This is a genomic window from Acinetobacter modestus (assembly GCF_014636095.1).
GTDB classification, from domain to species: domain Bacteria; phylum Pseudomonadota; class Gammaproteobacteria; order Pseudomonadales; family Moraxellaceae; genus Acinetobacter; species Acinetobacter modestus.
This window is the reverse complement of the sequence record NZ_BMDV01000001.1, coordinates 556,884-583,181: the sequence shown is the minus strand read 5'-3', so window position 1 is coordinate 583,181 and position 26,298 is coordinate 556,884. Positions and strand designations below refer to the sequence as shown.

Here is a 26,298-nt window from a genome sequence, read left to right as displayed (position 1 = left end):
GTCTCAATAACCTAATGAATTGTCGAATTTCTTCTTACATTATATATATGATGCAAAATGAGCGCACAAATATAATTGCGATCTTACATCTAGAGAAATCAGCTCTGACCTAGGGCCAAAGCTGATGATTTAATCCTAATTTTCGAGTGCTTGGCTAGATTTGAACAAGGCTTTGAGTTGATAAAGTTGCTCCAGTGCCTGACGTGGTGTTAGATCATCCACATCAATTTTATCTAACAATTCAAGAGCAGGGGATTGAGCTTCCACTTCAACAATTTTCTCAACAACTTGAGTTTCAATTTCATGCTCAAGTGAACTGAATAAATCATTTTGAACTGTATTTTGCAAATGATGATGTTGTTGCTTTTCAAGAATCTTTAAGCGCTTTTGCGCCTCTTTAATGACGCTAGCTGGAATTCCCGCCAGTTTTGCAACTTGTAAACCGTGGCTTTGACTTGCAGGGCCATGTTGTACCTTGTGCAATAAAATTAAATTGCCATTCAGTTCTTGTGCTGTCACATGATAATTATCAATACCAACTTCACCACCAAGTTCGGTTAACTCAAAGTAGTGTGTTGCAAATAAACATAGACATTTCACACGCTTCGTCAAATCAAGTACACATGCCCAAGCTAAAGAGAGGCCATCATAAGTACTCGTACCACGACCAACTTCATCCATCAAAACTAAAGATTGACTTGTAGCATGATGTAAAATCTGTGAGGTTTCAGTCATTTCCACCATAAAAGTAGATTTACCTGTCGACAAATCATCCGCAGAACCGATACGGGTAAAAATACGATCAATTGAACCCAGTTTTGCCGATTTTGCAGGAACGAAACTACCACAGTAAGCAAGTAAACTGATCAATGCAGTCTGACGCATAAATGTCGATTTACCCCCCATATTTGGCCCCGTAATAATGGCCATACGGTGTTGTGGGTCTAGAGTCGTATCATTTGGTGTAAATGGTGCTTTATTTAAAGCTTCAACAACTGGATGACGACCAGCTTGAATTTTGATGCTGGTTTCAGCCGTAAATTCAGGTCTTGTCCAATTATTTAATCTAGCTTGATGTGCAAAATTTGCCAGTACATCAATATGTGCAATTGCTGCGCTCATCATTTGTAATTGAGCAATATTCTGGCGAAGCTCATCTAATAAGGATTCAAACAAAAGCTTTTCACGGGCAAGCGCGCGTGATTCACTTGAAAGGACTTTATCTTCAAAGCTTTTTAGTTCAGGCGTGATATAACGTTCCGCATTTTTGAGTGTTTGACGACGTATATAATCCGCTGGTGCTTGCTCTGCTTGGCTACGAGTCAACTCAATATAGTAACCACTGACACGGTTATAACCAATTTTAAGTGTATTGATTCCTGTACGTTGGCGTTCTTTAATTTCTAAATCAATTAAAAATTGCCCTGCATGATCGCGAATTTTACGTAATTCATCCAATTCATCATCATAACCTTCAGCAATCACATTACCATCGCGTAATAATACTGGCGGATTTTCAACAATTGCCGCCATTAAATGTTGATGCAGACTTTTGAAATCACCTAATTGATTATCTAGTTGATTTAATAATTTAGATTGTTGGTTTTTTAGTACAGGTGCTAAAGCATGCCGTAAAAATGGAATTTGTGCACATGCTTGACGCAGTTGAACTAAATCACGTGGACGTGCACTGCCTAAAGCAACACGACTCAGTACTCGTTCAATATCTCCAATCTCTTTTAATACTAAACGCGCAGGAGACTCATGAAACCCTTTTAATAATTGCTCTGAGGCATCTAAGCGAGCATCTAATATGGCGGTATCACGAATCGGTTGCATAAGCGTTCGACTTAATAAACGACCACCCATTGCGGTTTGGCAGTCATTAATCAGTTGGAATAAAGATGTGCCATGTTCAAATAACGGATCAATAATTTCTAAATTACGACGTGTAATTGGATCAAGTGCAATAAAGTCAGTACTTTGCTCAATTTGAATAGAACGAATATGTGGTAAAGCCGTTTTTTGTGTTTCTTTGGCATAATGAATTAACGCTGCGGCTGCGGCTTTTGCCAAAGGGAGTGGATCTAGACCAAATCCTGATAAAGTTGAAACTGAGAACTGGTCACACAAGGTTTTTTGTGCATTATTTAAATTAAAATCAACATTTGGACGTTTAGTAATTGGGCAATCTAAATTCTTTTTAATTTGTTCAATAATATTTTGATCAATAAGATCTTCATCAATTAGAATCTCGCTAGGCATTAAACGAGCTAGCTCAATCGCCAATTGTTCTGGCTTATAGACTTGTTGTTGAACTTTAAAAATACCTGCGCTCAAATCAAGTAATGCAAATCCAATTTGATTTTGTTGAATACATAAAGCAACCAGATTTGAAGACTGATAACTGCTAAGTAATGCATCATCAGTCAAAGTACCTGGTGTTAGAATACGAACTACTTTACGCTCAACGGGGCCTTTTCCTGTGACTTCCCCAACTTGCTCACAAATTGCAACTGTGCGACCAGATTTAACTAAGCGAGCAAGGTAGCCTTCAGCTGAATGATAAGGCACACCAGCCATTGGAATCGGTTGCCCACTTGCTTTACCGCGATGAGTCAGCGTAATGCCTAGTAGTTTGGCTGCTAAATGTGCATCTTCAAAGAATAGCTCATAAAAGTCACCCATACGATAGAACAGCAATGCATGTTGATAGTCTGTTTTGACTTTGAGATATTGCTGCATCATAGGTGTATGAGAAGATAAGTCAGCCATGATTTCAGCGCTGTTCATGCGTATTAAGTCCTTAAATTTTTGAATAAATTAAATTGTAGAAAGTCTAATTCTCTAACCGATAGGGAGTCAACAGGATCTCCTCTAAGAAAAAGTATACTTTTTATATCCCGAAATTGAGCCAATAGTGTGTGAGATCTTATTTTAAATCTAGGGTCGTAGTTTGAATAAAGAAAAATGGACTCAGAAAAAATGATTGCTCTAATGAGTGTGGCATTAAACAACAGAAAGATATTTTATGATGGTGATAAAAGCGACATTGATGAATATTGTGGCTTGAGAATTTTTTGTGGGAAATGGGGTTTAAAAGTTTTCTCTATAGATATAGAAGCCCTAAAGTAAAGATAATTCTTTAAAAAAAATCATTTTAGGAAATTATCCAAATATGACTTTGGCTGAGGCACGTGTGGAATTACAGCGCTTAAAATTACTAATATCTCAGAGAATTTGTCCTGTATCTTAAAAGAAGAAAATGATAAGCAAACAAAAAGATGCATTTTTAGTCTAAAAAATCAACTTTAAAAAGATTTAATTGATTGTTACTTGATAGAAATTATTGAGAGTAGAGTAATTGTTGACTAGTGAACTGGTTTTTTAAAAAAATAGAGGGTTGTCGTAATTAAAAAGCATAGCAGTAGGAAACAAGAAGAACTTTATATGTTGATATCATTGCAAAATTAGTAGATAGAAAGGTAGATACTATTGTAAGAAAAGATATTGTGGAACTTCTTAAAAGTATTGTTGATCGTGGTGTGCAAGTTCGAGCTGGAAGAGATCTGTCAGAATTAATCGCTACTTAAGATTATGCTATTGGTTTAGATTAATTTTCAGAAAATTTTTGCTAATCCTATTTTATTGGCTAAATCTAGTTTAAAACAAACGCGCATGAAACTTAGTTCGTATAAGCGTACCTGAGTGCTTTTCAGATTCTGAATTGAAACAACTACTTTCTCGGTTGTCAGAATCAGGTTCGTCTAAACATCATAAAAGTATATTGATGATTGCACTTTGGACAGGAGCACGAACAGGTGAAATATGTTCGGCAGAGTGGAAGGGTATTGATTTGGAAAAAGGTACTTGGCATTTAAAAGCTACTAAAAATGGTAGTAAGCGTTTTGTTCAATTATCAAGGTAGTGTGTCAGTTTTTTACGGGGTTTATATCAATTAGATCAGAAGTATTTGTTTGCTTCGTCTCGAACAGGGTTGCCTGTACAGCAAAAGTCTCTGACAGAAGTAAAGTGGCAAATGAAAAAAACAGATAAAGCTCAGGCGAATTTTTGTCCTGAACAACTTTGGTTAACAGATATAGATGATTGGAATCCACATGATTTACGTCGAACATTGAGAACAGGTTTATCTAGATTAGGCGATGAATGAGCTAAGTTATTTACACTGTACGCTGTCGAGTGGTTTAGACGTGAATATACTGCAAAATGGACATGGGATCCGATTTTAACTGCCTTAGATATTAGAGATTTATCAGCAAACACCAGAAATGAAGTTGTAATCAAGGGGCTGAGGTTTTGGAAACGCCCGATTATTAAATATAGTAGGTCCAATAATTACTTAGGCCCGATTTTCAAAGAGGGTGGATTCCCCTTACGTTTATTAAAGGAAGGTAGAAATTAATTTGTTACATCTTTCATTAGAGTGGTAGACATGAACAAAGCTTTAAAAGCGTAAAGTAATTTTTATATTAAAAAAGTTTTATAAAACAATAATTTATTTAAATTTAAATCTTGATTATATCTTTTAAGTTTGGTAAAAATAAAATAATTTCCAAGCGTAAGATCTGTGTGATGAGTGCTTTTGAAATACAAGGTTTGACATGGAAGGCAAGATCAAAGCATCAACAAGATGCCATATTGATTGAAAATAAAGTTATTCAACATGATGGGTTAAGCAGTAAACGATATTGCCATACTGAGCAAGAAAAGTGGTGTGTTGCTGTAGCGGATGGGATTAGCAATAGTCCAGCAGCTGAGCGAGCAGCCTATACGGTCTTAAAAGCTTTAACGCAAAATAGAGAGGTGGGACAATATCAAGCATCGACTGTTCAGCAGTTTCTTGTTGATCAATTGGCAAATCAAAAAAATAGTTTTGGAGCTAGTTCAACACTTGCGCTCATTCATAATCATTCCAAACAAGGTTTTGTGACCATTCAACATCTTGGCGATAGCCGAGTTTATTTGTTTAGTCAGCATGATCAAAAGTGGCACTGCCTGACAAGTGACCATAATTATCTTGAGCAGTTAAGAGAAAGTGGCGAAGTAAAAGCTGGGGAAAACTATGCCAGTATTTATGATGCATTATTACAATATTTTTGTGCTGATCCATTGCATGAAGTGATGGATTTTACAACAACAGAAGAATACTTAACTGAAAATGATGTCTTGTTGGTCTGTACGGATGGTGTACATGATGTGATGGAGTGTAGGGAATGGCCTGCTTTAAAAGTAGATATGGAGCTTCGAGCGTGGTTGCTCAATATGAAAGCGTCATTAGATTCAAAGCAGGCGTATGACAATGTCAGCATGGTCTTAGTACGAGCAAAAATTTAATTCATTGAGAATAGGGGGAATTATGCAATCACATGATCTTTTTGAATGTGCCAAATTATTCACAGAGGGAGTGGGTGTCGTTTCGGTATCGAGTTTACAACGTAAATTTTTAATTGGACATACTCAGGCAGAACAACTACTTAATCAGTTAATTGAAGAAAATATTTGTGAATCTACAAAAACTCTTGTTCTGGATTATGGATATGGCTATAAATTGCATCGAAGTATGAAATAACAACTTTAACAATTAAAAAAATTTAATTTCAGGATAATTTTTATGGCTCAGCATCATGTTGATCAACTTAAAACAGGGATTTGGTCGGTACAAGAATTACTATTAAGTTTAGAACAACTGAGTATTCCTGATTACCAGCGTCCTTACAAATGGACAGAAAAAAATTTAAATACCCTCGTTAATGATATACAAGAACATAAAGATAAATCTGCATATCGATTAGGTACGATCGTATTGCATAGCAATCCCAATGATCAAAATAAAAATATAGATATTGTGGATGGGCAACAACGAACTTTGACTTTAATGCTACTCGTTTGGGCAGCTATTCAGGAGCAAAAATTAGATTTAAAGCGAGAGGCTCTAAAAAAAGAGTTAAATGAAATATCGGAGCAAATTAATGCTTTTATGACCAAGCAAAAATTTAATAGTGATATTAGCCATTACAATATTTATCAGAATTTTAATGCAGCTAAACGGATCGTCTCACTACAATTTTCGGAACAAGATATTGATTTTTTACTCAATCACTGTGAGTTTGCAGTTTTTATTTTAGATGATGTTTCAGAGGCATTTCAGTTTTTTGATTCTCAGAATGCCCGTGGTCGTGATTTAGAACCGCATGATCTTTTAAAAGCCTATCATTTACGAGAATTTTCTGCACAGGAACAACATTTAAAAGCTCAAACTGTTGCTCATTGGGAAAGTTTAGACTCGGATCACTTGGCAAAGTTATTTTCGAACTATCTATTCCGTATTCGTCTTTGGTCAAGAGGGAAGTCCGCAAGATATTACAATAAAGATCATGTGCATCTTTTTAAAGGTATTCATCTTGGACAAGCAGACCAACATCCATATTTAGAACCATTACGCATAGCGCATTATTTTATTGATGACTATAACGCACAATATCAACGGCAAATAGATCGACAAGAAATGAGTTTCCCATTTCAACTTGATCAAATGATCATTAACGGTCGTCGATTTTTTGAAATGGTTGAGCACTATGAAAAAAAAATCAGTAAAGTGGTGGATCATCAAGAACAGTCTGAGAAGGTCTCTATATTTGGTGTGACACTACAGGATCGAGCAAATAGAATTATCAAAATATTGAATTCATATTATGCAAGAAATAGGGATGGAGATCGTTATGTGCGAACCTTGTTTGATTCTGCATTGATTTTTTATATCGATAAATTTGCTACAGATCGGTTATCTGAAGCGATTGAAAAGATATTTATTTGGGCATATCACTGTCGGATTAGTCAATATTCGGTGCAATTGGCAACGATAGATAATTATGTCCTAGAAAAGAATATATTCAGTTTATTGAAGTATGCTCAATCACCCAGTGAGTTAATGGGATGGTCGCTCCCCATAGTCGATAAACAGGAAGGCACGAAAGTTGAGCCTTTGATCACATTATTTAAAGAACTAAATTATCTCAAACAGGAATATCATAATGAAAAATGAGTCAATCCAAGCGCTTAAGATTCAAGCCCTGTTCGAGAATAAACAGACTTATATTATCCCGATGTATCAGCGTAATTATGCTTGGGGAGAGAAAGAAATTGATCAGTTAATTTTGGATATTCAAGATTATCAGAAGCAACCTGATCAGATAAATCAAGGGCAGACTCATGGAAATAAAAAATATTATATTGGAACATTGGTTGTTTTTGAGCGTAGCAATGGCACCTATGAAATTATCGATGGTCAGCAACGATTTACCACTTTAACCTTGTTAGCGATTTGCCTGAAACGATTATCCCAAGAAGAAAAAATTGTTCTTGATATGTCTTGGTTTAATCAATTCAATCTTGATTTTGAAAGTCGACCAAAGTCTTCTTTAACCTTTCAGGCTTTACTTAGAGGTAATCATCTACAACATTTAAAATCATCCGAATATAACGCGGATTTAGTTCAGGGGTTTGAGTTGCTACAACGATCAATTCAAAAAATCATCAAACAAGGTGATTTGAGTATTTTCTGCAAATATTTATTTGAAAATGTAGTCATCACACAAGTTGCAGTCCCAAAGGATACCAATCTCAATCATTATTTTGAGGTGATGAATAGTCGTGGTGAACAATTAGAAAAACATGAAATTTTAAAAGCGAAATTGCTAAGCGTACTGCATAAAATTGAAGATGTGGGTGATAGAACATCATGCATGACACTATTTACGAGTATTTGGAACGCGACTGCCAATATGGAGCGTTACGTTCAATATGGTTTTTCAACAACACAGCGTGATGTGATTTTTGGAAAGGATTGGGGAGATTTTGTTCCTGAAAGCGCTTCTAGTTTACTTAAAATTTTTAGTAAAAATGTAGAATCACAAGAACAAACAAGTTCGAAAAGCAATTTTCAATCTATTTCTGAAATGTTAAAAAAAGTGCCTGAGCGTATTAAAAATAAAGATACAAAAGAAGAAAGGCCTGAACGATTCAATAGTATTATCAATTTTCCGAATTTCTTATTACACGTTTTACAAATTTGGCTAAGTCAAACGAACCGTAATCAAAAAGTGGCATTGGATGACAAGCAACTGATTGATCAGTTTGAAGAACATATCCTTCTCAAGAATCTAGGAATTCAAGAGGATAAAGAAGCAATAGAGAATGTAAAAAGCTTTATGTTTATCCTGCTTAAGTCTAAATTTCTATTTGATCAATACATTGTTAAGCGGGATTATTCTACGGATCATGATGATTGGAGTATAAAGCGGCTTAAATTATATGAAAGAAATAGTTCGTATGTGTATACTTTTGAGGGAAATAATACTGATATTGCTCAAAGAGTTCTATTATTGATGACAGCATTTCATACAGCTACTCCCACCTTGTCTTATAAATATTGGTTAAATGGTGCACTGTATTGGCTTTATCAAAATAAAGATAAATCTGTGTCTGACTATTTTAATGCATTACAACATTTAGCGAGAAAATTTATTTTTCAGCGGTATCTAAATGAAAAACAGATTGATTATTTTGATTTGATTTATGGCACTCCTGCAATCGATGATTTAAAAATCAATCAATTCAAGCGAAAAATAAGCTTTGGCAATATTGAAAATAATTTTGTCTTTAACTATTTGGATTTCTTGATTTATTGTAATGCAGAAAAACGTAATTTAGATGATCGATATGATGTAATCAAAAAATTTAAATTTACACAGCGCAGTTCAGTCGAACATTTCTATGCACAACAGATAGAGGGAGAGCGTGCTAAATTAGATGATGAAACTTTACATCGTTTTGGTAACTTATGCCTGATTAGTTCAAGTAAGAATTCAAGCATAGGTAATCGCTCTCCAAGTACAAAATGTGAGTATTTTATGCCTGAGATAAGGAAGGGTAAAATTGATACACTTAAATTGTACTTGATGATTCAATTGCTTGAAAAAGAAGGTGACTGGAGCACAACCCAGATTGAAAAGCACGAGCAAGCGATGTTCGCTTTGTTTGAGTCAGCTTACCAAGACTTTGTGAAATGAGTGTCGGTTAGTCTATTCAATCTTAAAATGAATGTATATAGAAACACCTGATAGGAAGAGGACTATGACTAAACGTTTAAGTGATTTGAAAATAGAAAGCCACGTTCAGCGATGGCTGGTCAACTATTATCAATTCCTTTTGATGACAACGAGGCAACAAAGCGTGTTGTAATGCATAGTGCAAAGCGTGTCATTCAACAACATAAGAAAGAAATTCAAGAGTTAGCTTATATAAATGAGTACCATCAATTCGACATTTGTAATCGCTGTTCATGATGAAATTTTGAAACAGGCGGAGGGGGCGATCGAGAGGGATGTGATATTCAGATATTTTTAGGGGCTGTACTAGGCCAACATAATGTTAATCTACTATAGCCTTAATTTTTTATTTTCTAATCTGATACCTTGGATTCCTTCCACCACCTTCAAGTCTTATGAGTCAGTTTTTTTCAATAAATCAGTAAGATGGCGAGTAGCAGTGGCTCGGCTCACCTTAGCTACTTTCTTATATTGTGAGGCACTGATCCCATGCTCAAATCCATTTTCCCCACCATCAAGCAGCCTATTTAAAACCTTGCGCTGTCCTTCATGCAAATCCAATTCCGAAAAAATCTGCCAAAATGTACTTTTTAAAAGTGTCCTTTCAATACGCTTTAATGTCTGTTCAAGGCTGTCATTGAATGCTTGTAAAAACCAAAGCAACCAAGCTGTAATATCAGAACCACCTTTTTGAGTTGCTTCAAGAATCTCATAATAGCTTTTACGCTTATTTAAAATGACAGGTGACATCGCATATAGACGAATACTTTGTTGATCCATTTGAGCTAAAGCTAAGTCAGTCAGTGTAAGTGTAATACGTCTATTACAATCATCAAAAGGGTGGGGTGTCAAAAAAACCAGGTGAGTTATTCCAGCCCGAATCAGTGGATCAAGCAGGGTATTGGTTCTGCTGGTATTAAACCACTGGATAAATTCATCTAAACGTTGCTCTAAACCATCTCGTGGTGGAGCTTCAAAATGCACAGTAGGGTAATCTAGTCGGTTTTTTCATAATATTACTTTCTAAATCATCTACACGATGATGAACGAATTTTTTAATGTTAATAGTGCTGCAATTCATTTCTAAATCATCTACACGATGATGAACTTTGACTTCTTCAAATTTGCCGTAGGCTTTAGTTTCTAAATCATCTACACGATGATGAACTTGGCATTACAGCAAGTTATTCAGCGTGTTAATTTCTAAATCATCTACACGATGATGAACAGTTTGACAAGGTATCTACTCTTGCTATGCAATTTCTAAATCATCTACACGATGATGAACGGTTGACAGCAACAGTGGGAGGGATTGCTGTTTTTCTAAATCATCTACACGATGATGAACACAGATGGATGGCCAAAGGGAATAGCTGAAATTTTCTAAATCATCTACACGATGATGAACCCACGATGTCAATGAGTTTTAGTGTAATTGCTTTTCTAAATCATCTACACGATGATGAACCCTCTTTATGAGGTGAGCATGTTTAAGGTCGGTTTCTAAATCATCTACACGATGATGAACCTTAATGACCTCAAGCGCCTAGTTGAAAGTATTTTCTAAATCATCTACACGATGATGAACGTCCATGCCCGTAAATAAAGGCTTTCAGACCATTTCTAAATCATCTACACGATGATGAACCCCTCATTCCTGAATTAACGAACGATCAAATATTTCTAAATCATCTACACGATGATGAACCTCTCCAGTGGGATTATTTGTACAACGAAAACTTTCTAAATCATCTACACGATGATGAACTTTTAAAACAGCGAGATCCTGAAACCTCTTGATTTCTAAATCATCTACACGATGATGAACCATTTCTTGAAAAGACGACTTTTTCAGGTGGTTTTCTAAATCATCTACACGATGATGAACGCGATCAGCGTCTTGTATGACTTGTTTACAGATTTCTAAATCATCTACACGATGATGAACCTTGGGGTTTAAAAAGAGCAGGTTTTCTTATCTTTCTAAATCATCTACACGATGATGAACAAACGGTATGTGTAGTTTCTTGCCTTGTTAGCTTTCTAAATCATCTACACGATGATGAACTTTGTCTGCTTGCTTTTGAATCTTATCTAGCTTTTCTAAATCATCTACACGATGATGAACCCTAGTGAAAAAAGAACTTGACCCGCAATTGATTTCTAAATCATCTACACGATGATGAACAACAGCAAATTTCTGGCTGCATAATGTGGAAATTTCTAAATCATCTACACGATGATGAACAAAAAGGTGAGGTTTGTATTTCAGATGATCAATTTCTAAATCATCTACACGATGATGAACTGTTAGCGATGTTCTTGAATGACCACTGAACATTTCTAAATCATCTACACGATGATGAACGGATTTCTATAGATCTTTACGTACGGATGGATTTTCTAAATCATCTACACGATGATGAACTGACCACTGAACAGGATTTGCAGCGCCCGCTTTTTCTAAATCATCTACACGATGATGAACAAAAATCAATAACTTAGGATAATTGTAATAATTTTCTAAATCATCTACACGATGATGAACTCGTCATTGTGTTTAAAGCTGTCTTTAACATGTTTCTAAATCATCTACACGATGATGAACGTTGAATCACGCCGTTATGGAATTGCCAAGAATTTCTAAATCATCTACACGATGATGAACATTTTTAATGCTTTCTTTAAACTAATAGGAATTTTCTAAATCATCTACACGATGATGAACCGATCTGCTCGTTTGTAAGCTCTGGAATGATGTTTCTAAATCATCTACACGATGATGAACGATTAAAGCATGAATATAACAGCTTTGCTAGGTTTCTAAATCATCTACACGATGATGAACGCAGAAGATGCTGCTTATGCAAATTCAGATTGTTTCTAAATCATCTACACGATGATGAACGATAAGCATCTAAATTTGTTTGAGTGACAACTTTTCTAAATCATCTACACGATGATGAACTCGGTGAGCATTATCATTTAACACGTCCATTCTTTCTAAATCATCTACACGATGATGAACGGTTAGCCCACATCCAAGCGGGCCAGGCAGGATTTCTAAATCATCTACACGATGATGAACAGTTGCACTTACGAAGCGGGGCGTCAATTAATTTTCTAAATCATCTACACGATGATGAACGTGTTGGTCGTGGAGTTGTTTCTGATGATTCTTTTCTAAATCATCTACACGATGATGAACACTTAACAAACCTTATGCCTCTATTTTCGGAATTTCTAAATCATCTACACGATGATGAACCTGTTGCCATAGCACCCAAATTGTATGGAAATTTTCTAAATCATCTACACGATGATGAACTAATGGAACATTTGGCGACCAAACTACATTAGTTTCTAAATCATCTACACGATGATGAACATAAATTACCACTTGATATTGGAGCTGCTTTATTTCTAAATCATCTACACGATGATGAACATGGTCTTAAAAACTTGCTTGGTGTTGGTCGTTTTCTAAATCATCTACACGATGATGAACGCGTTGATGTCCCCTGCAAATTCAATGAGAGATTTCTAAATCATCTACACGATGATGAACCCCAACCGCGCACAAACTCGCCTCGCAAGTCATTTCTAAATCATCTACACGATGATGAACGTCGATGCACCTAATTACGCCATGTCTGACCATTTCTAAATCATCTACACGATGATGAACTTTTCTTGGATGTTGTAAAGAAAGCAGTTCATTTTCTAAATCATCTACACGATGATGAACAGTTGCCGCACCGACTGAGCGTACAGTGACTTTTTCTAAATCATCTACACGATGATGAACACGGGCTGATCGTTGGGCGGGTGCAGATTTTTTTTCTAAATCATCTACACGATGATGAACGCATAAACATTGAAATTTCCGACTGATATTGATTTCTAAATCATCTACACGATGATGAACGCATAAACATTGAAATTTCCGACTGATATTGATTTCTAAATCATCTACACGATGATGAACATCTTCGCATCATTGACAAAAAAAAATCCACTTTTCTAAATCATCTACACGATGATGAACTATTCGTCAGTTGGAGAAGCGTGGATTAGTAATTTCTAAATCATCTACACGATGATGAACAATATTGATCTATGTCGGGAAAAAGAATGGGTTTTCTAAATCATCTACACGATGATGAACGCTATAGCACTTCGCCAAGCCCAGTCATTAATTTTCTAAATCATCTACACGATGATGAACAACAACACTAAAATAAAATTGTGTATGTGCTGTTTCTAAATCATCTACACGATGATGAACCTTTTGATAGGTCGTAATGATCTTTTCAACACTTTCTAAATCATCTACACGATGATGAACATTAACAGAGCGAAATAGTCTGCTGTATTCTGTTTCTAAATCATCTACACGATGATGAACAACATGCTTGCGAGTCCTTTCCGCCGCTAATCTTTCTAAATCATCTACACGATGATGAACCGCCTTAGCACAGCGCAAACATCACAATGAGGTTTCTAAATCATCTACACGATGATGAACCTTTCTGATTTGCTCGACACTCATAAACGCTGTTTCTAAATCATCTACACGATGATGAACACATCTTCATTTAGTTTAAATCCTGCATTAATTTTCTAAATCATCTACACGATGATGAACATAAACGAGCGATATGTTGGCAAGCTTCTTACTTTCTAAATCATCTACACGATGATGAACGTGCTTGAAGAATCAAATGCGCCTTTAAACGTTTTCTAAATCATCTACACGATGATGAACCAAGTGACCATGAATAACACTCAGCGCCAACTTTTCTAAATCATCTACACGATGATGAACATATTTGAGCGACTGCTCTGCTTTTATTCTCATTTCTAAATCATCTACACGATGATGAACATCCTGCCCAAGCTGTCGTTCAAATGATGAAATTTCTAAATCATCTACACGATGATGAACACGTTGCTCCTTGTGGTTTGGGCAGCTTTTGCTTTCTAAATCATCTACACGATGATGAACTATATTGATAGTATATTATTTGGGTATTGATATTTCTAAATCATCTACACGATGATGAACTTAATAATATTGCAGATTACACGCAATCCAGTTTTCTAAATCATCTACACGATGATGAACATACGCTTGGCGTGTCTATGGTAGACGCAAAGTTTCTAAATCATCTACACGATGATGAACAGTCGCCCTGTAATGGTTGCCGATTCGCTCAATTTCTAAATCATCTACACGATGATGAACTATATGACCTACCAACACCAACAATCCAAAGTTTTCTAAATCATCTACACGATGATGAACCAACAAGCATGGGCTTTGGCTCTTGAAATATTTTTCTAAATCATCTACACGATGATGAACTTTGTCCTGAAGATGGGCGAGCCAATGTTTGTTTTCTAAATCATCTACACGATGATGAACATGCCAGCGTAGCGAAAATCCGTGATGAGTTTTTTCTAAATCATCTACACGATGATGAACGATCAAGGAAAATCTTTCTTGATCACTGAAATTTTCTAAATCATCTACACGATGATGAACTAGAGTTAAGTTAAAACAAAACTCTTAAAATCAATTATATAAGTTTTTAATGAGTGAAAATACTTCGTTATGAGGTATAAATCTTAATTTTATGATTTTATTTGATTTTACTGCATATGTCCGTAATGAAGCTAAACATGTAATCCAAAAGATCTTGATCTTGGCAGATTTCTATAAGCTGCGTTCGGAATTCTTTTTGATTCAATCCTTTTGCGGCACATATAAAAGCCAGTGGCATCACAAAAGCATCTTTCACGAGATCAGCTAGGTCAAAGACTAGACCTCCACGACGTGTTTTACCATGCAAAATAGGGAGAGCAAAGCTAATTCCCATGCCATTTAAAGCCACTGCTGCATAGCCATAGGCAATATAATTACCATGATCGAGGTAGCTGTTGGCGATATCAGCAATAGTGTCGTGAGAGTTTTTTCCTTCATCACGCGTAAACTCAAGGCCAAAACCTTTAGCAAGTTGTTTATATAACGCTTTGGCCCAACGGCCTTCGGCAGCAAGTAATTCTTGTTGATTTTCGGAACGGTCAATATCTTGTTTGAATGTGTTTAAAGCATTTTCATCAATATAAATACCAGATTGAATCAAATCAAAATTCTTTTTCCATGCTTGTGATACGAGAGCAATACGTTCAAGTAATAAAATTTTCGCCATGAGTAAGCGTGCGTCATCATCTAACCATGCTTTCATCCAGATTTGCATATATTCAGTGGGGCGATATTCACTTTGGGGGGCTAAAAATGTTAAGTCTAATGATGAAAATAAAGGGGAGCCGCCAGAACCGCAAAACCCAACCATGACATTAGATTCGGCTAAACGTCTGGCAGCCGCATCTGTTAAAGAACTGCCTTTGCCAAGTAGTAAAAAGGCTGTATTTTTCTCTGGAATATTGTAGAAATATTCCACAGGTTGAGAGTTCTCCGTCAAGTAAACAATCCGATCATCTTTTAAAACGACACGAACTCTTTCGAGATAAAATACGCACGCACGCTTTGAAAGCATAAGTGGTCGGCTGCGTTCTTGACGGAGTTGACTCATATTATATTTCCTTAAAAAACGGGTAGGGCAAAAGGGCTTTCCTTACGGGCAAGTCCATAACTATCTGGTAACCCGTATCCCGCATCTTCACTTTCTTGAACATCAATAATCACTGTAAAACCATGACCTGTACTGCTGACCACCTGAAAGAAGGGCATTCCTTTGGCAGTTTTTAAGCGTCTATCTCTTAAAGGTTCATTTTGATGAGAAAGCTTTGTGCGTTCAGCTTTCTGGGTTGGAATACGAAACTTTCGATAACTTTTCCAACCAGAAATTTTGGCAGTAGGAACAGGAATTGCGGCACCTAAAACGGTATAGTCGCGAATTTTCCAGTGTCCTTTAATTGCTTCGATTAACTCATCTAACTCATCCTGTTTTTCTGCAAAAATTCGCAAAATATCAAAGTTAGGTTTAGCTGAACGACCATGTTTTTTCTCAAACTGTTCCTGCTTCGCTTTCAATTTATCGGATATTTCCAACGCAAGAGCGTAATGCGCAGGTAGTTTTCGAAATGCACCATGAATGACGGTGTAAATTTGATTACGAATATGACCTAGTTTTAAATCCGTATCGTCTGATGATTCAAGAACACGGATATCCAGATAATAATTGGCATCCATGATTATTCGCCCTCAGAGTACACGCCACCACGAATTAAACAGGCTATCAAGAACATGCCTTTATCGCTATTTGGATCAAGTTCATCAATTTCTTTTAAAATATCGAATGCAGAAACTTTGTCTTTACCTACACGATAGAAGATCTGTCCTTCTAGGTTTGCACCGTTAGGTTCTACTGCAATTGGTTTTTCATCGTTTTCTTTAAACAGTGGATACCACGTATCAATTGTTCTTAGCGCATTTCCAATTTTTTGATCACGTAAAGCAGCTTGTCCTAGATATTGGTTATCATTTGCTTTGTGGTCTGGCCTTTTCGGCGTTAATTGATATAAAGATCGAGAGAAGCCTTTTGGCTTCTCTTCTAGGTAATTTTGAGATGGAAAAACTTCTACACCACCCATGCCAAAGTCAACAATTGCTTCGATATGCAAGGCAGCACTTGTTGATTCGCCAGTAATTCCTTTTAACAAAATATCTGCTAGTTTTTGTTCTTGTTCAGACGGTTGATCAAAACTCTTGAGGTTGTAGGAAAGGGCATCAAAACTCAATGTTTCAGGGTGGTCCTGAGCAGTCACTTGAATGGTAATGCTTTCAGCGACAATGCGGTTACGCCATAACCAGCGACCATTCACGATATTACGTACATAACGACGTACAACTTCTTTTAGTCCATCGCTTTCTTTGGCGCGATTTACAAAATTTAAGAAAGCTTGGCGGAAATTATATTCTTCGCTTTTGTCAGCACCCGCTTTAGAAGCACTTGCAAACAGTACATAGTTTAGATCAATAAAACGGAAGTCCCATTTCACCAAAAGTTTGGCTTTAGGTTGTAATTTTGCAGATTCAGTAAGCTGGATATTAGTGACTTCACGAGCAAGAGAATTGCCTGTTGCAGCCCCTTTTTCTTTATTACCTGCGACATTTTGAGTTCCTCGAATACCGTGATACATCACATGTAAAGGCTCTTGTTTGCCATCTTCAAATAAATTAAAAAATGCGCCATCACTTACCACTGTGCCGCGTTGTAAAGAAAGGCTACCCGGTAATTTCTTAAAAATTGTCATGTGAAAATTCCTTATGTTCAAAAATGATTTATGCATTAACGCAATTTTGTTTTAAAAGAAAAATGTCGTCTTGTGGCCAGTGGTAGGTCCACAATAATTTTTGCAAGTTATGCCAAGTGTCATCTTCAGCCTCAGTATTTTTCCTTAGAATCTCGCCTAAAGAAAAATACTGAACAATGCCGGTAAGTGATTCTGCATAGGCATGTGCCGTTGTTTCCTGATCTTGTGCTTGGCGAATACCAGCTCGTTGGTCGGTGAGTGGCTCAAGTAGGGCATACCCCAAATTAGTTGCCGATATCCAACTTAAATTTTGATCATTAAAGAAAGCTCTAAGCGCATCTGCTTTTAATGCCAACAGTTGGGTAAAGGCCTGAACTCGATTAATTTGTTTCCGTTGCTGATACTCAATAAGCAAATCTTGTCGATCTAAAATGGCAAAGCCGGTTTTGATTTTCTTTAGGGCTGCTTCTAATTCATTTTCAGCATGGGTGGTAATGTCTAAAAACTCGATAATTTGTCCGCCAGCAAAACGGCTACGTTTCAGTATGTTTGTTAGTTTTTCTGGACTAATCCGAGAGCTAGAAAATTTAATCACAAGGCTAAACTCTAAATGACAAGATGCAGTTGGTTGTAAAGACAACGCATATTTATTTTTAGAAGAATAGTCCTTTTTACCAATAAACACGGCACCACGACGTTGAGCAGGCGTAAAGCGGCCATAGGCTTGCCCACCTAAACGCTGTTGGTCATGATGAATATAAATAATGCCTTGTTCTTGAGTGCCTAATTGTCTTGCTAAATGATGTGCAAACATATTGGCTGCAAACAAAGGTACACCACCTAATAAGAAGCCATTGGTTTGCATATTTGCATTTTGCACACGAATGCGAGGAATAACGACATAACGACTCATCGAATAATCTCCCGTAAGCGGCGGGCGATATAACCTTCAGCATTGCTATCTAGGCTAATTGATACAGTTTCATTGTTGATTTCGATATCAAAGGTTTCATTGGTGATTTTTCTAGCCAGATAATCTGAGAACTTTATTCTCCAGTGATCATCTCTTAGCTCTGGATCAATCAAACCCTGTAAAACAAATGAAAGGCTCGGATGAATCCAAAAAGAAGGACGCTCAATTTCTTCCATACTTGGTAAAATTGATTCAGCTTCTTCTAAAATATTTTTTTGAAAAGTCGCCTGTCTTAATACATCTTTAGCAAGGATATTCAGGAAAATAACTTCCTGATCTCGAACATCCCGATTGGTTGAAGGAGCGAAAATCTCGAGGTCATGCCAATTTTGAATGGTATTGGTCGCGGTGATAATAAGTTGGCGATTTAAAATTTCTGACCACTCTTTAATTGCTTCTTTTGCTCGTTTAGTTCCATGAAGCAGTGTTATCTTGCGGGATAGTCGTATCGTAAATCCGTTATAGAAAATCGCTAAAGCTTGGCGTACTTTTTCACTTGCTTGAGGAGCATCCACTGTAATAGGGCGTTGCATTGAACGAACGAGGCTTCCGACATTTTGTGGGTTGGCTCCGCCTATGCCAAAAACAGCCGTTTGAATACGGTTAAACTCGCTGTCTTTTTCTTTGCGTAATTCATTTACAGTATCAACTTCCTGGTTCACAAGATAATTTACACCAGCAGCAGTAAGTGGGCTTACTGAAACATATTCACCATTTTTGGGAATTAAAAGCTGGCGCATACGTATATCAATGTTTTCTGTACCTGCTTGATACGGCTCATTAAAAACAGATGAAATGGATGGCTTGAGCTGTTCTACCTGATGTTGAAACACAGCTTCTTCTGAACTGAGATCATCATTAATCATGGCAGCTTTAACAACTTTAAAAATAGAAGCCGTTTTACCTGCATTTGCCTGATAGTCAGTGGGAATCAGGAAGTCTTCATTTAATAAGGTTCGAGCACTAAGATAAGGTAAATCAATTGCTTGTCGCTTACTTAAACGGATACCGCCCTTTTCGACGTTCGAATTGATTGTTTTAAAACTAAAGTGCACTGATTCTTCTAAGGCATTTATAAAAATATCAGTTTGTGGTTCAGGCATTATCTTCCCCGTTTTTGTTATCTAACCAATTTTTAACACATTATTTGAAAAATGAAAGTGTTGAAGAAATACTTGGCGTCATAAATTGTCGCCAAGTATTTTGACTATTATGTTTACTGCTAATTAATTTAAGTAAAGCCGACATTATTCATAAATGTCGGCTTTAAATAGAGTTCTAGCTGGTATGACATGCATTACAGCAGTAATAACATCCGTTGATTCGAGCGTTAGGCCATCTACGTTTTGCTGCTAAAACGGCACTAAAGCAATTCAAATGTTCACCTAGATCTACTCTATTTTGAGGATATGGCATGAATGAGCAACCTGTTGTTAGGTTGTGAACTTCATAATCGCCATTTGCTTGAACATTTTTATTGATAATGAATTTAGACATAGGTTTTACTCCTCACAAATAGTACTGATTGAAGATAGATCTATGTCTTGCTGTATAGCTGGATGAGACAAAAGTGTGAAATGTTGTGCTATCATTTGGATAGTCCTTCTTTAAGTTATAGAGCTTTGGAAATGGACAGGGCAGATATGAAGTTTTCGACGGCTAAGTATCTGCTTTTTTTATGTCCATTAAATATGAAATTATCAGCATTTCTCTGAAATAGCAATAGCTGTTTTTATTATTATAAGTGTTTTTGATATATATAACTTCAACATAATTATAAGTATTAAGGGTATTTTTTTAGAAACCATCTAAGCGATGGTAAAAGTTACATTCAAATTAAGCATAAGCATTAATTTCTCAACTACTTACACAGTAGTGAACAAAAGAGATTATACAGAAATAGCTGCAACAACTTACAATTATTTGTTAAGTACAGGTAAGCTAAAATATATTTTCAAAACGACATAAACTGTCGCCCTGGGGCTATATCTTCTTCTTAAGACTTTCTCTTTTTAAAACAAAAGATTATATTTTTATACAGTTAAATTTTAAAAAATAAACTATGCATGTGATTATTATTTGTGCATGTGAAAAGCGTGCTTTAAAGAAAACAAGAGCGATCTTGGATAGCTATGCGATTCGTACAGGACATTCGTCTTGGCAAGCGCCAATGACAATGGAAGGTTTAAAAGAAATCCGAAGTGCACTCAAGAAAGTCGCCACCCGACAAACTGCGGTAGCCGCTTACATTAATTTTGGTGTGCGAAGAATGAAGCTGGCATGGGTTGTGGGAGCAAAACATAAATTTGCCCATGACGGTGCATACCCAGTAGCTTCAACCAAGAAACAGCAAAAACTATTGATGCTAGATGAATGGGTCAAAGTAAGTAGCTTGTTGGCAGGTGCAGCGGGGGATATGCATGATATTGGTAAGGCCTCACAACATTTTCAAAAAAAACTAAGTCCAGAAATGGCGGGACAAAAAATTAGAGATGATATTCGACATGAATGGCTGTCTTTAAAGTTATTGCAACAACTCCGAAAAAATGGATGGGACTGGCAACTTGCCTGGAAAAATTTAGGTAAAGGTTTAGATAAATTTACTTTAGGTGATCGACAAGAAGTTCAACAAGGAATCCAAAATGAAGTAGAAGCAGTCGACTATTTGGTCGTTACACATCATGGCTTATTAGGTGTTGAGCCTAATGGTAAGGACAAACCACCTTTCGATTCGTTACCTCATTATGAAAATCATGTTCGCACATTAGTTCCAAGCCATGAACAAATGAACTGTGCAGGTGAGTTACCAGACTCTATTTTTAAAAGCCATCAAAAACGTATGCAACGTTTAACGGCATTAGTACCAAAACAAAGAACAGATCAGCTTTTATATTGGAAAGCCTTAGCATTGCATTCACGAGCAGCGCTGATTCATGCCGATCATGTTGTCTCAGCACAACAATATTCTTTGCTAAGGCCTGAAAATGTATCGTTATTTGCAAATACAAAGCTTAAAACTATCGGTCAAGACAAGAAAGCAAAATTACAAGACCAGCCACTAGAATGGCATTTACACCAAGTGGGAGATCGAGCTTCACGAATCGCAGTTCAAATGATGACTGATCTGAGTTTATCGGGGCTATCCGAGCAAACAGTTGAATATATTTGCCAGCCAACAACTCACCCACGTTTCCAATGGCAAAATATCGCAGCAAATGCATTGCAAAAACATATACAGAAGTATCCTGAAACACCCGCATTGCTATTCAACATTGCTGGGACGGGAAGTGGTAAAACGCGTATGAATTTGCGAGCTGCTTGTACTTTAAGACCAGATGACCCAAGAATAGCAATTGCGCTTAATTTACGTTCTCTAACTTTGCAGACAGGTCATGCACTTAAAACTTCGATGAATCTGTCTGAAGATGAAATTGCCGTGATTATCGGAGACACGGTCACGCAGACTTTATTCGATCAAAGTAAAGATAAAGTTGAGTTCGTTGATGAAGATGAAAATCATCCAGAACCTATTTTTGATGCTTGGGGAGAGGACTGTGAATTACCTGACTGGTTACATCCATTATTTACAGTTGAAAGAAATGGACGCAAAGTTTTAGATCAAAAGGAAACGACCATTCTGGCTTCGCCATTATTAGTTTCAACCATTGATTATCTGATTGCAGCGGGCGAGCCGCATAAACAAGGGCATCATGTTAAGGCATTACTCAGAATTATGAGTAGTGATTTGATTTTGGATGAGGTGGATGGTTACGAGCCTAAAGCACTGATTGCTGTATTACGTTTAGTGCAGCTCGCTGCAATGTATGGTCGGAACGTAATTTGTTCGTCGGCAACCTTATCACTGACCGTTGCCAAAACAATTCATCGGGCATTTGAGTCGGGTATGCAAATGCGGGCAGCCCTTTATGGTACAGAGAAAAAATCAATCATTGCGATTATTGATAATGAGCTTAAACCACTGGTTTGGTTAGAACGATCAAGTCAAGAATCAGAATTTAATACCAACTACCAAAAGCATTTAGATAATTTACAAGTTCACTTGCTCTCTAAGCCTACTCATCGACTGGCTCAGTTGCTTTCATTACCTGAAACGACAGTTTTATCGTGGAAACAGTCAGTACTAGAGGCAGTAAAGCAACTTCATCAAGCGCATGCATGGAATTTTAAAAAGACAGAAAAGAAAATTTCTTTGGGGTTGATACGGGTTGCCAATATTAAACATGCAATTCGACTTGCCCAATTTTTATCAGATCATTTACCTGAGGCAAATATCGCTTGTTATCATGCAAATGACTGGCTAATTTCAAGATTTTATAAAGAGCAACGTTTAGACCAACTTTTAACACGGCATAAAGAGGGTAAGAAAAGAAAAACGGGGAATGAGCAGATCGAGCAAGATGATGAAATGATTGACCTCATTCAAAAATCTAATTCTCTAAATATTCCATTTATTGTGCTTGCAACGCCCGTGGAAGAAGTGGGGCGAGATCATGATTTTGATTGGGCCATTATTGATGCCTCAAGTGTGCAATCGATTGTGCAAACGTCTGGCCGAGTCAATCGTCATCGGTTGGAAAAAGTACAGCAACCTAATATTATGATTCCACAGTGGAATTATCGTTATTGTGAACAACGGGACATTGAAAAAAACAAGCAACAAAATAAACAGCGCAGGCCTGTATTTGTCTATCCCGGTTATGAAGGATATGGTTTATCTGTAACATCAACTTATTCATCTCAGGATTTAAATGAGCTTTTGCCATGGGATCATCAATCTCAATTAGTTATTAATGCCCGACTGCGTTTTGATCAAATCAATTGTTTATTTGCAAAATATGATGATCAACAAATAGGAAATTTTTGCCAAAATTATTTTAATGATCAAGGCGAGCAATTATTTTCTCGGGCTGATGTAGATGCCAGCATCATGACAGAGAATATTTATAAGTTAACACCTTTACGTGAACGTAATTATCAAGAAACCTATATGTTTGAGTGGGCTGAGAACTTGATTGTGAAAAAACAAGTTTATGGTTTTGATGAGAAAGCGGTGAAGACTTTAAAATATCCGAAATATGGTTTGGTTTGGGATCAAGTGAAGTTCGAAGAAATCCCTGCAAAATCGCAAGCATGGTTGGCCCTCACCCCACAGCAAATGCAAGATTACTGCGTCGAGTACCATATTGCCCATGAGCAAGGTTGCCGTATATCTTTAACTCTTTATAGGAGAGATGAAATACCTACTTGGTCTTATGATTATGGCTTTGGTGTGATGTTAAAACGTTAAATACAAAAAATTATGAATGTATCCTATTACTTAATTTAGAAAGAATATTAAATTTAAATAAGAAATATATTTTTTATTATACTTGTTTGATAGTATGGTTTTTGATTGTTTAGTAATTTTTTAAAAGCGTTAATTTTTGCAGTTCAAGTGGTATCTTTACTCATTATTAAATGATAATAATTTTTATAAAACTAGCTTGATGTGTTGGTGCTTATTGTTGGTTAAATATATTTAAATAAGATTATGAAAAGGGCTTATAAATAAAGCCCTGTTATACTTTATTCTTAGATTTTAATTTTTTTTAGTCCACGATTTATACCATTTTCTAATGCAATTTTAATAATTGAACCAATAAATGGTACGCGACCTTTGAAGGTAATACTGTAATCTAAGCGAGAACGATTATTTCCTAAATCACTAAATTTCATTATCCCACGATGAGCTTTGATTGGTGCAATACCACTAGTGATAGCATATTCAATTAGTTTGTTTTCTTGATAAACAAGGTTTGTTTCAACAAAAGAAGGTGCTAAAGGAATCGACATTTTACGTGCTGACCCAACACCATTACGGCTGTCTTTTCCATTACTTATGCGTGTAATTTTTGCTGGCGCAAAAATTTTGTTCAAATTTTCATGTTCGCTGAGGGTTGCAAAAACTTTTTCTACGGGTGCATCGAATTCTTTTATAATGTTGATATGTTGAGTTTTTAGCATCGAATTATCCTTTAAGTTAACTTGACATGAGTTATTGTCATAATTGGATATTAGCATCCTTTAAAATCTTAGGGAATTACACTTCATCGGAGTCTTTCGATATAGTATTTGCTATTGAAATAATGCGATTTCTCCTAAGAATGAATTTATATCCCATTTGATAACCGAAACCCCAGACAGTTTCAGCCTACAAGGGCTTTGTTGCACAAACCTTTTAAAGGCTGATTTCACCAAGTCCTACCAAATTCAAGGCACAACTTGGGTGTTAGGTCTGCCTAATTCCGTAAATTTATTTAATACTGCCACACGTGCATGAATCTCATTCACTTGAATTTCAAACTTCCTAGCATTGAGTTTATCGCCCAATAATTTGATGCAATGCATCTTAGTTTCAACCAAACTGCGCCGATGATAGCCAGACCACTTTTTCCAAAGTGACCTACCTAACCGTTTGACTGTTTTCAATAGTTCATTTCTTTCTAAAGATCCCAATTTCTTATCTTTCCATGGCCTTGCATTTTTTCTTGGAGGAATTACGGCATGTGCATGACGATCTGAAATCACTTGTCTGCACAATTTCGTGTCATAGGCTCCATCGCTATAGACAGAGTCAATGAGTTCATCAGATGGGATTTGATTTAGCAGATCACCCAAGATCTTGTGAATCACCGACATTATTTGTTGTGAGCTGCACAGCTTGTATTTGCAAGGTTTTAGCATCTATACCAATATGCAGTTTACGCCATTGCCGACGATATTCAGGCTTATGTTTCTTATGTTTCCATTCGCCTTCGCCTAAAAACTTTAAGCCAGTTGAGTCTACCAATAGATGTAGTCCTTCACGACTTTTCTGATAGCTTATCGTAATATCAATGTGCTTTTGTCGTCTACAGAGGGTGGAGTAATCTGGTGCTGTCCAATTCAAACCACAGAGTTTAATCAAGCTTTGAGCAAAGCCAGTGACCATACGTAAAGAAAGACGGAATAGAGATTTGATCATTAAATAGCATTGAATCGCTGTATCGGAATAAGTTTGATTTCGTCCATGCTTGCCTTGTGGCTGTGCATACCATTGGGTCTTGGGATCAAACCAGATTGAAATATTTCCTCGCTTGGTTATACGAGGACCAATTGGTTGTACGGTAGATTTTAGGTGCAGGCTTCTTCATCTGGAAATTATATTGCTGAAGAAACCTTCAAGAATAGCTTTGTGCAACAAAGCCAATGCAAACTGGAAATTTTTTTAGAATTTATTTTTAAATCATGAGTTGATAAAAGGATTAAAAATGTAAAATTTTCTTAAATATTTTTAAATAATATTGTAACTGTATGGTTAGTTTAATATTAAAGAAATTTCTAACCAGTGCTTAATTTCAATCACTTAGTCGTCTTAAAAATAAAAATATAATAGTTATAAGTCTTGTTACAAGGTATTAGTCGACAATCGATAGAAAATTTCCCATAGTCCTATCAACAATATTTTGGGAAGAAGTATTATGGATAAGATTACGGTAATTATTAAAGATCAAGAAGAAAATGAATCGATTGTTGTGGCACAGCTCAATGATTTAGAAGACCAAGATATTCCTTTTTTTAAACGAGTTGAGCATATTGAAGTAGAAGGGAATATCATCTTTCCAAATATCGATTTACTTTTTGAAAGTGATATAGATGGAAAGATTTATAAGTTAGTTGCACCTGTGAATGACAAAAGATTTATCTGACCTCAATCTTGTATTTTCAATATGATAAAAAAGACCCACTTATGAGATTCAAATAAGTGGGCTTTTATTTGAGAGCAACAAAAGTGATTTAAATCTTGAATGAAATCTAAAATAAAAATAATGAGCCTGTCGGTTTAAGGTGATCGTACAAGCCCTTAGCCATAGC

The 26,298-nt window shown here is 36.3% G+C and carries 18 protein-coding genes, 3 pseudogenes and 1 CRISPR repeat array; of the genes and pseudogenes, 11 read left to right on the top strand and 10 right to left on the bottom strand.

The window, feature by feature from the left end:
• Positions 1 to 135 precede the first annotated feature (135 nt).
• Positions 136 to 2,793 (bottom strand): DNA mismatch repair protein MutS, encoded by a 2,658-nt coding sequence (gene mutS / locus IEV17_RS02655; RefSeq protein WP_004663006.1) that lies wholly within the window; start codon positions 2,791 to 2,793, stop codon positions 136 to 138.
• Positions 2,794 to 2,970: 177 nt separating this feature from the next.
• Between mutS and IEV17_RS17115 the strand changes: the two genes are divergently transcribed.
• The 9 genes and pseudogenes from IEV17_RS17115 (at position 2,971) to IEV17_RS02625 (ending at position 9,365) form a co-directional block, all read left to right on the top strand.
• A complete protein-coding gene (locus IEV17_RS17115; protein ID WP_227554447.1) occupies positions 2,971 to 3,135 on the top strand; it encodes a hypothetical protein in 165 nt (54 codons plus the stop codon).
• 592 nt (positions 3,136 to 3,727) lie between these two features.
• The gene (locus IEV17_RS17110; RefSeq protein ID WP_227554446.1) at positions 3,728 to 3,928 is read left to right on the top strand and encodes a tyrosine-type recombinase/integrase; all 201 of its coding nucleotides are present in this window, start codon (positions 3,728 to 3,730) and stop codon (positions 3,926 to 3,928) included.
• A gap of 111 nt (positions 3,929 to 4,039) precedes the next feature.
• On the top strand, positions 4,040 to 4,171 hold the full coding sequence (locus IEV17_RS17260) for a hypothetical protein (protein WP_264822532.1): 132 nt from the start codon (positions 4,040 to 4,042) through the stop codon (positions 4,169 to 4,171).
• Between the two features lie 15 nt (positions 4,172 to 4,186).
• Positions 4,187 to 4,423, top strand: a complete 237-nt coding sequence (locus tag IEV17_RS17350) for a hypothetical protein (RefSeq protein WP_498034070.1) — start codon at positions 4,187 to 4,189, stop codon at positions 4,421 to 4,423.
• Between the two features lie 170 nt (positions 4,424 to 4,593).
• The gene (locus IEV17_RS02645) at positions 4,594 to 5,355 is read left to right on the top strand and encodes a PP2C family protein-serine/threonine phosphatase (protein WP_004663005.1); all 762 of its coding nucleotides are present in this window, start codon (positions 4,594 to 4,596) and stop codon (positions 5,353 to 5,355) included.
• A 22-nt stretch (positions 5,356 to 5,377) separates the two neighbouring features.
• Positions 5,378 to 5,590 (top strand): DNA translocase FtsK, encoded by a 213-nt coding sequence (locus IEV17_RS02640; RefSeq protein ID WP_004663003.1) that lies wholly within the window; start codon positions 5,378 to 5,380, stop codon positions 5,588 to 5,590.
• 42 nt (positions 5,591 to 5,632) lie between these two features.
• On the top strand, positions 5,633 to 7,063 hold the full coding sequence (locus tag IEV17_RS02635; protein WP_004663002.1) for a DUF262 domain-containing protein: 1,431 nt from the start codon (positions 5,633 to 5,635) through the stop codon (positions 7,061 to 7,063).
• Complete coding sequence (locus IEV17_RS02630; RefSeq protein ID WP_004663000.1) at positions 7,053 to 9,089, top strand: GmrSD restriction endonuclease domain-containing protein; 2,037 nt, start codon at positions 7,053 to 7,055, stop codon at positions 9,087 to 9,089. The genes IEV17_RS02635 and IEV17_RS02630 overlap by 11 nt, the downstream gene beginning before the upstream one ends.
• A gap of 64 nt (positions 9,090 to 9,153) precedes the next feature.
• Positions 9,154 to 9,365, top strand: a pseudogene (locus IEV17_RS02625) (hypothetical protein).
• A gap of 109 nt (positions 9,366 to 9,474) precedes the next feature.
• On the opposite strand, the pseudogene IEV17_RS02620 reads toward IEV17_RS02625, so the two are convergent.
• From IEV17_RS02620 to IEV17_RS02590, 7 genes and pseudogenes are all read right to left on the bottom strand, one after another.
• Positions 9,475 to 10,130: pseudogene (locus IEV17_RS02620) on the bottom strand (Fic family protein); the annotation flags it as partial.
• Between the two features lie 18 nt (positions 10,131 to 10,148).
• A CRISPR array of direct repeats spans positions 10,149 to 14,676; the repeat unit is 28 nt; unit sequence TTTCTAAATCATCTACACGATGATGAAC.
• A gap of 97 nt (positions 14,677 to 14,773) precedes the next feature.
• Positions 14,774 to 15,727, bottom strand: a complete 954-nt coding sequence (cas1f, locus tag IEV17_RS02615) for a type I-F CRISPR-associated endonuclease Cas1f (RefSeq protein ID WP_004662986.1) — start codon at positions 15,725 to 15,727, stop codon at positions 14,774 to 14,776.
• 11 nt (positions 15,728 to 15,738) lie between these two features.
• Positions 15,739 to 16,347, bottom strand: coding sequence for a type I-F CRISPR-associated endoribonuclease Cas6/Csy4 (locus IEV17_RS02610; RefSeq protein ID WP_004662985.1), 609 nt, complete (start codon positions 16,345 to 16,347; stop codon positions 15,739 to 15,741).
• A 2-nt stretch (positions 16,348 to 16,349) separates the two neighbouring features.
• Positions 16,350 to 17,411 (bottom strand): type I-F CRISPR-associated protein Csy3, encoded by a 1,062-nt coding sequence (gene csy3 / locus IEV17_RS02605; protein WP_004662984.1) that lies wholly within the window; start codon positions 17,409 to 17,411, stop codon positions 16,350 to 16,352.
• A 28-nt stretch (positions 17,412 to 17,439) separates the two neighbouring features.
• Positions 17,440 to 18,324, bottom strand: coding sequence for a type I-F CRISPR-associated protein Csy2 (csy2, locus tag IEV17_RS02600; protein WP_004662983.1), 885 nt, complete (start codon positions 18,322 to 18,324; stop codon positions 17,440 to 17,442).
• Complete coding sequence (locus IEV17_RS02595) at positions 18,321 to 19,487, bottom strand: hypothetical protein (protein ID WP_004662982.1); 1,167 nt, start codon at positions 19,485 to 19,487, stop codon at positions 18,321 to 18,323. The genes csy2 and IEV17_RS02595 overlap by 4 nt, the downstream gene beginning before the upstream one ends.
• Positions 19,488 to 19,662: 175 nt before the next feature.
• Entirely contained in the window at positions 19,663 to 19,881 is a 219-nt protein-coding gene (locus IEV17_RS02590) for a hypothetical protein (protein ID WP_004662981.1), read from the bottom strand.
• A gap of 565 nt (positions 19,882 to 20,446) precedes the next feature.
• On the opposite strand from IEV17_RS02590, the gene cas3f reads away from it, so the two are divergent.
• The gene (gene cas3f / locus IEV17_RS02585) at positions 20,447 to 23,692 is read left to right on the top strand and encodes a type I-F CRISPR-associated helicase Cas3f (protein WP_004662980.1); all 3,246 of its coding nucleotides are present in this window, start codon (positions 20,447 to 20,449) and stop codon (positions 23,690 to 23,692) included.
• A 284-nt stretch (positions 23,693 to 23,976) separates the two neighbouring features.
• On the opposite strand, the gene IEV17_RS02580 is transcribed toward cas3f, so the two are convergent.
• Together IEV17_RS02580 and IEV17_RS02575 are read right to left on the bottom strand one after the other, a co-directional pair.
• A complete protein-coding gene (locus IEV17_RS02580; RefSeq protein ID WP_004662979.1) occupies positions 23,977 to 24,408 on the bottom strand; it encodes an SRPBCC family protein in 432 nt (143 codons plus the stop codon).
• 246 nt (positions 24,409 to 24,654) lie between these two features.
• Positions 24,655 to 25,577, bottom strand: a pseudogene (locus IEV17_RS02575) (IS5 family transposase).
• A 327-nt stretch (positions 25,578 to 25,904) separates the two neighbouring features.
• Between IEV17_RS02575 and IEV17_RS02570 the strand changes: the two are divergent.
• On the top strand, positions 25,905 to 26,132 hold the full coding sequence (locus IEV17_RS02570) for a hypothetical protein (RefSeq protein WP_004662973.1): 228 nt from the start codon (positions 25,905 to 25,907) through the stop codon (positions 26,130 to 26,132).
• The last annotated feature ends 166 nt before the right edge of the window (positions 26,133 to 26,298 follow it).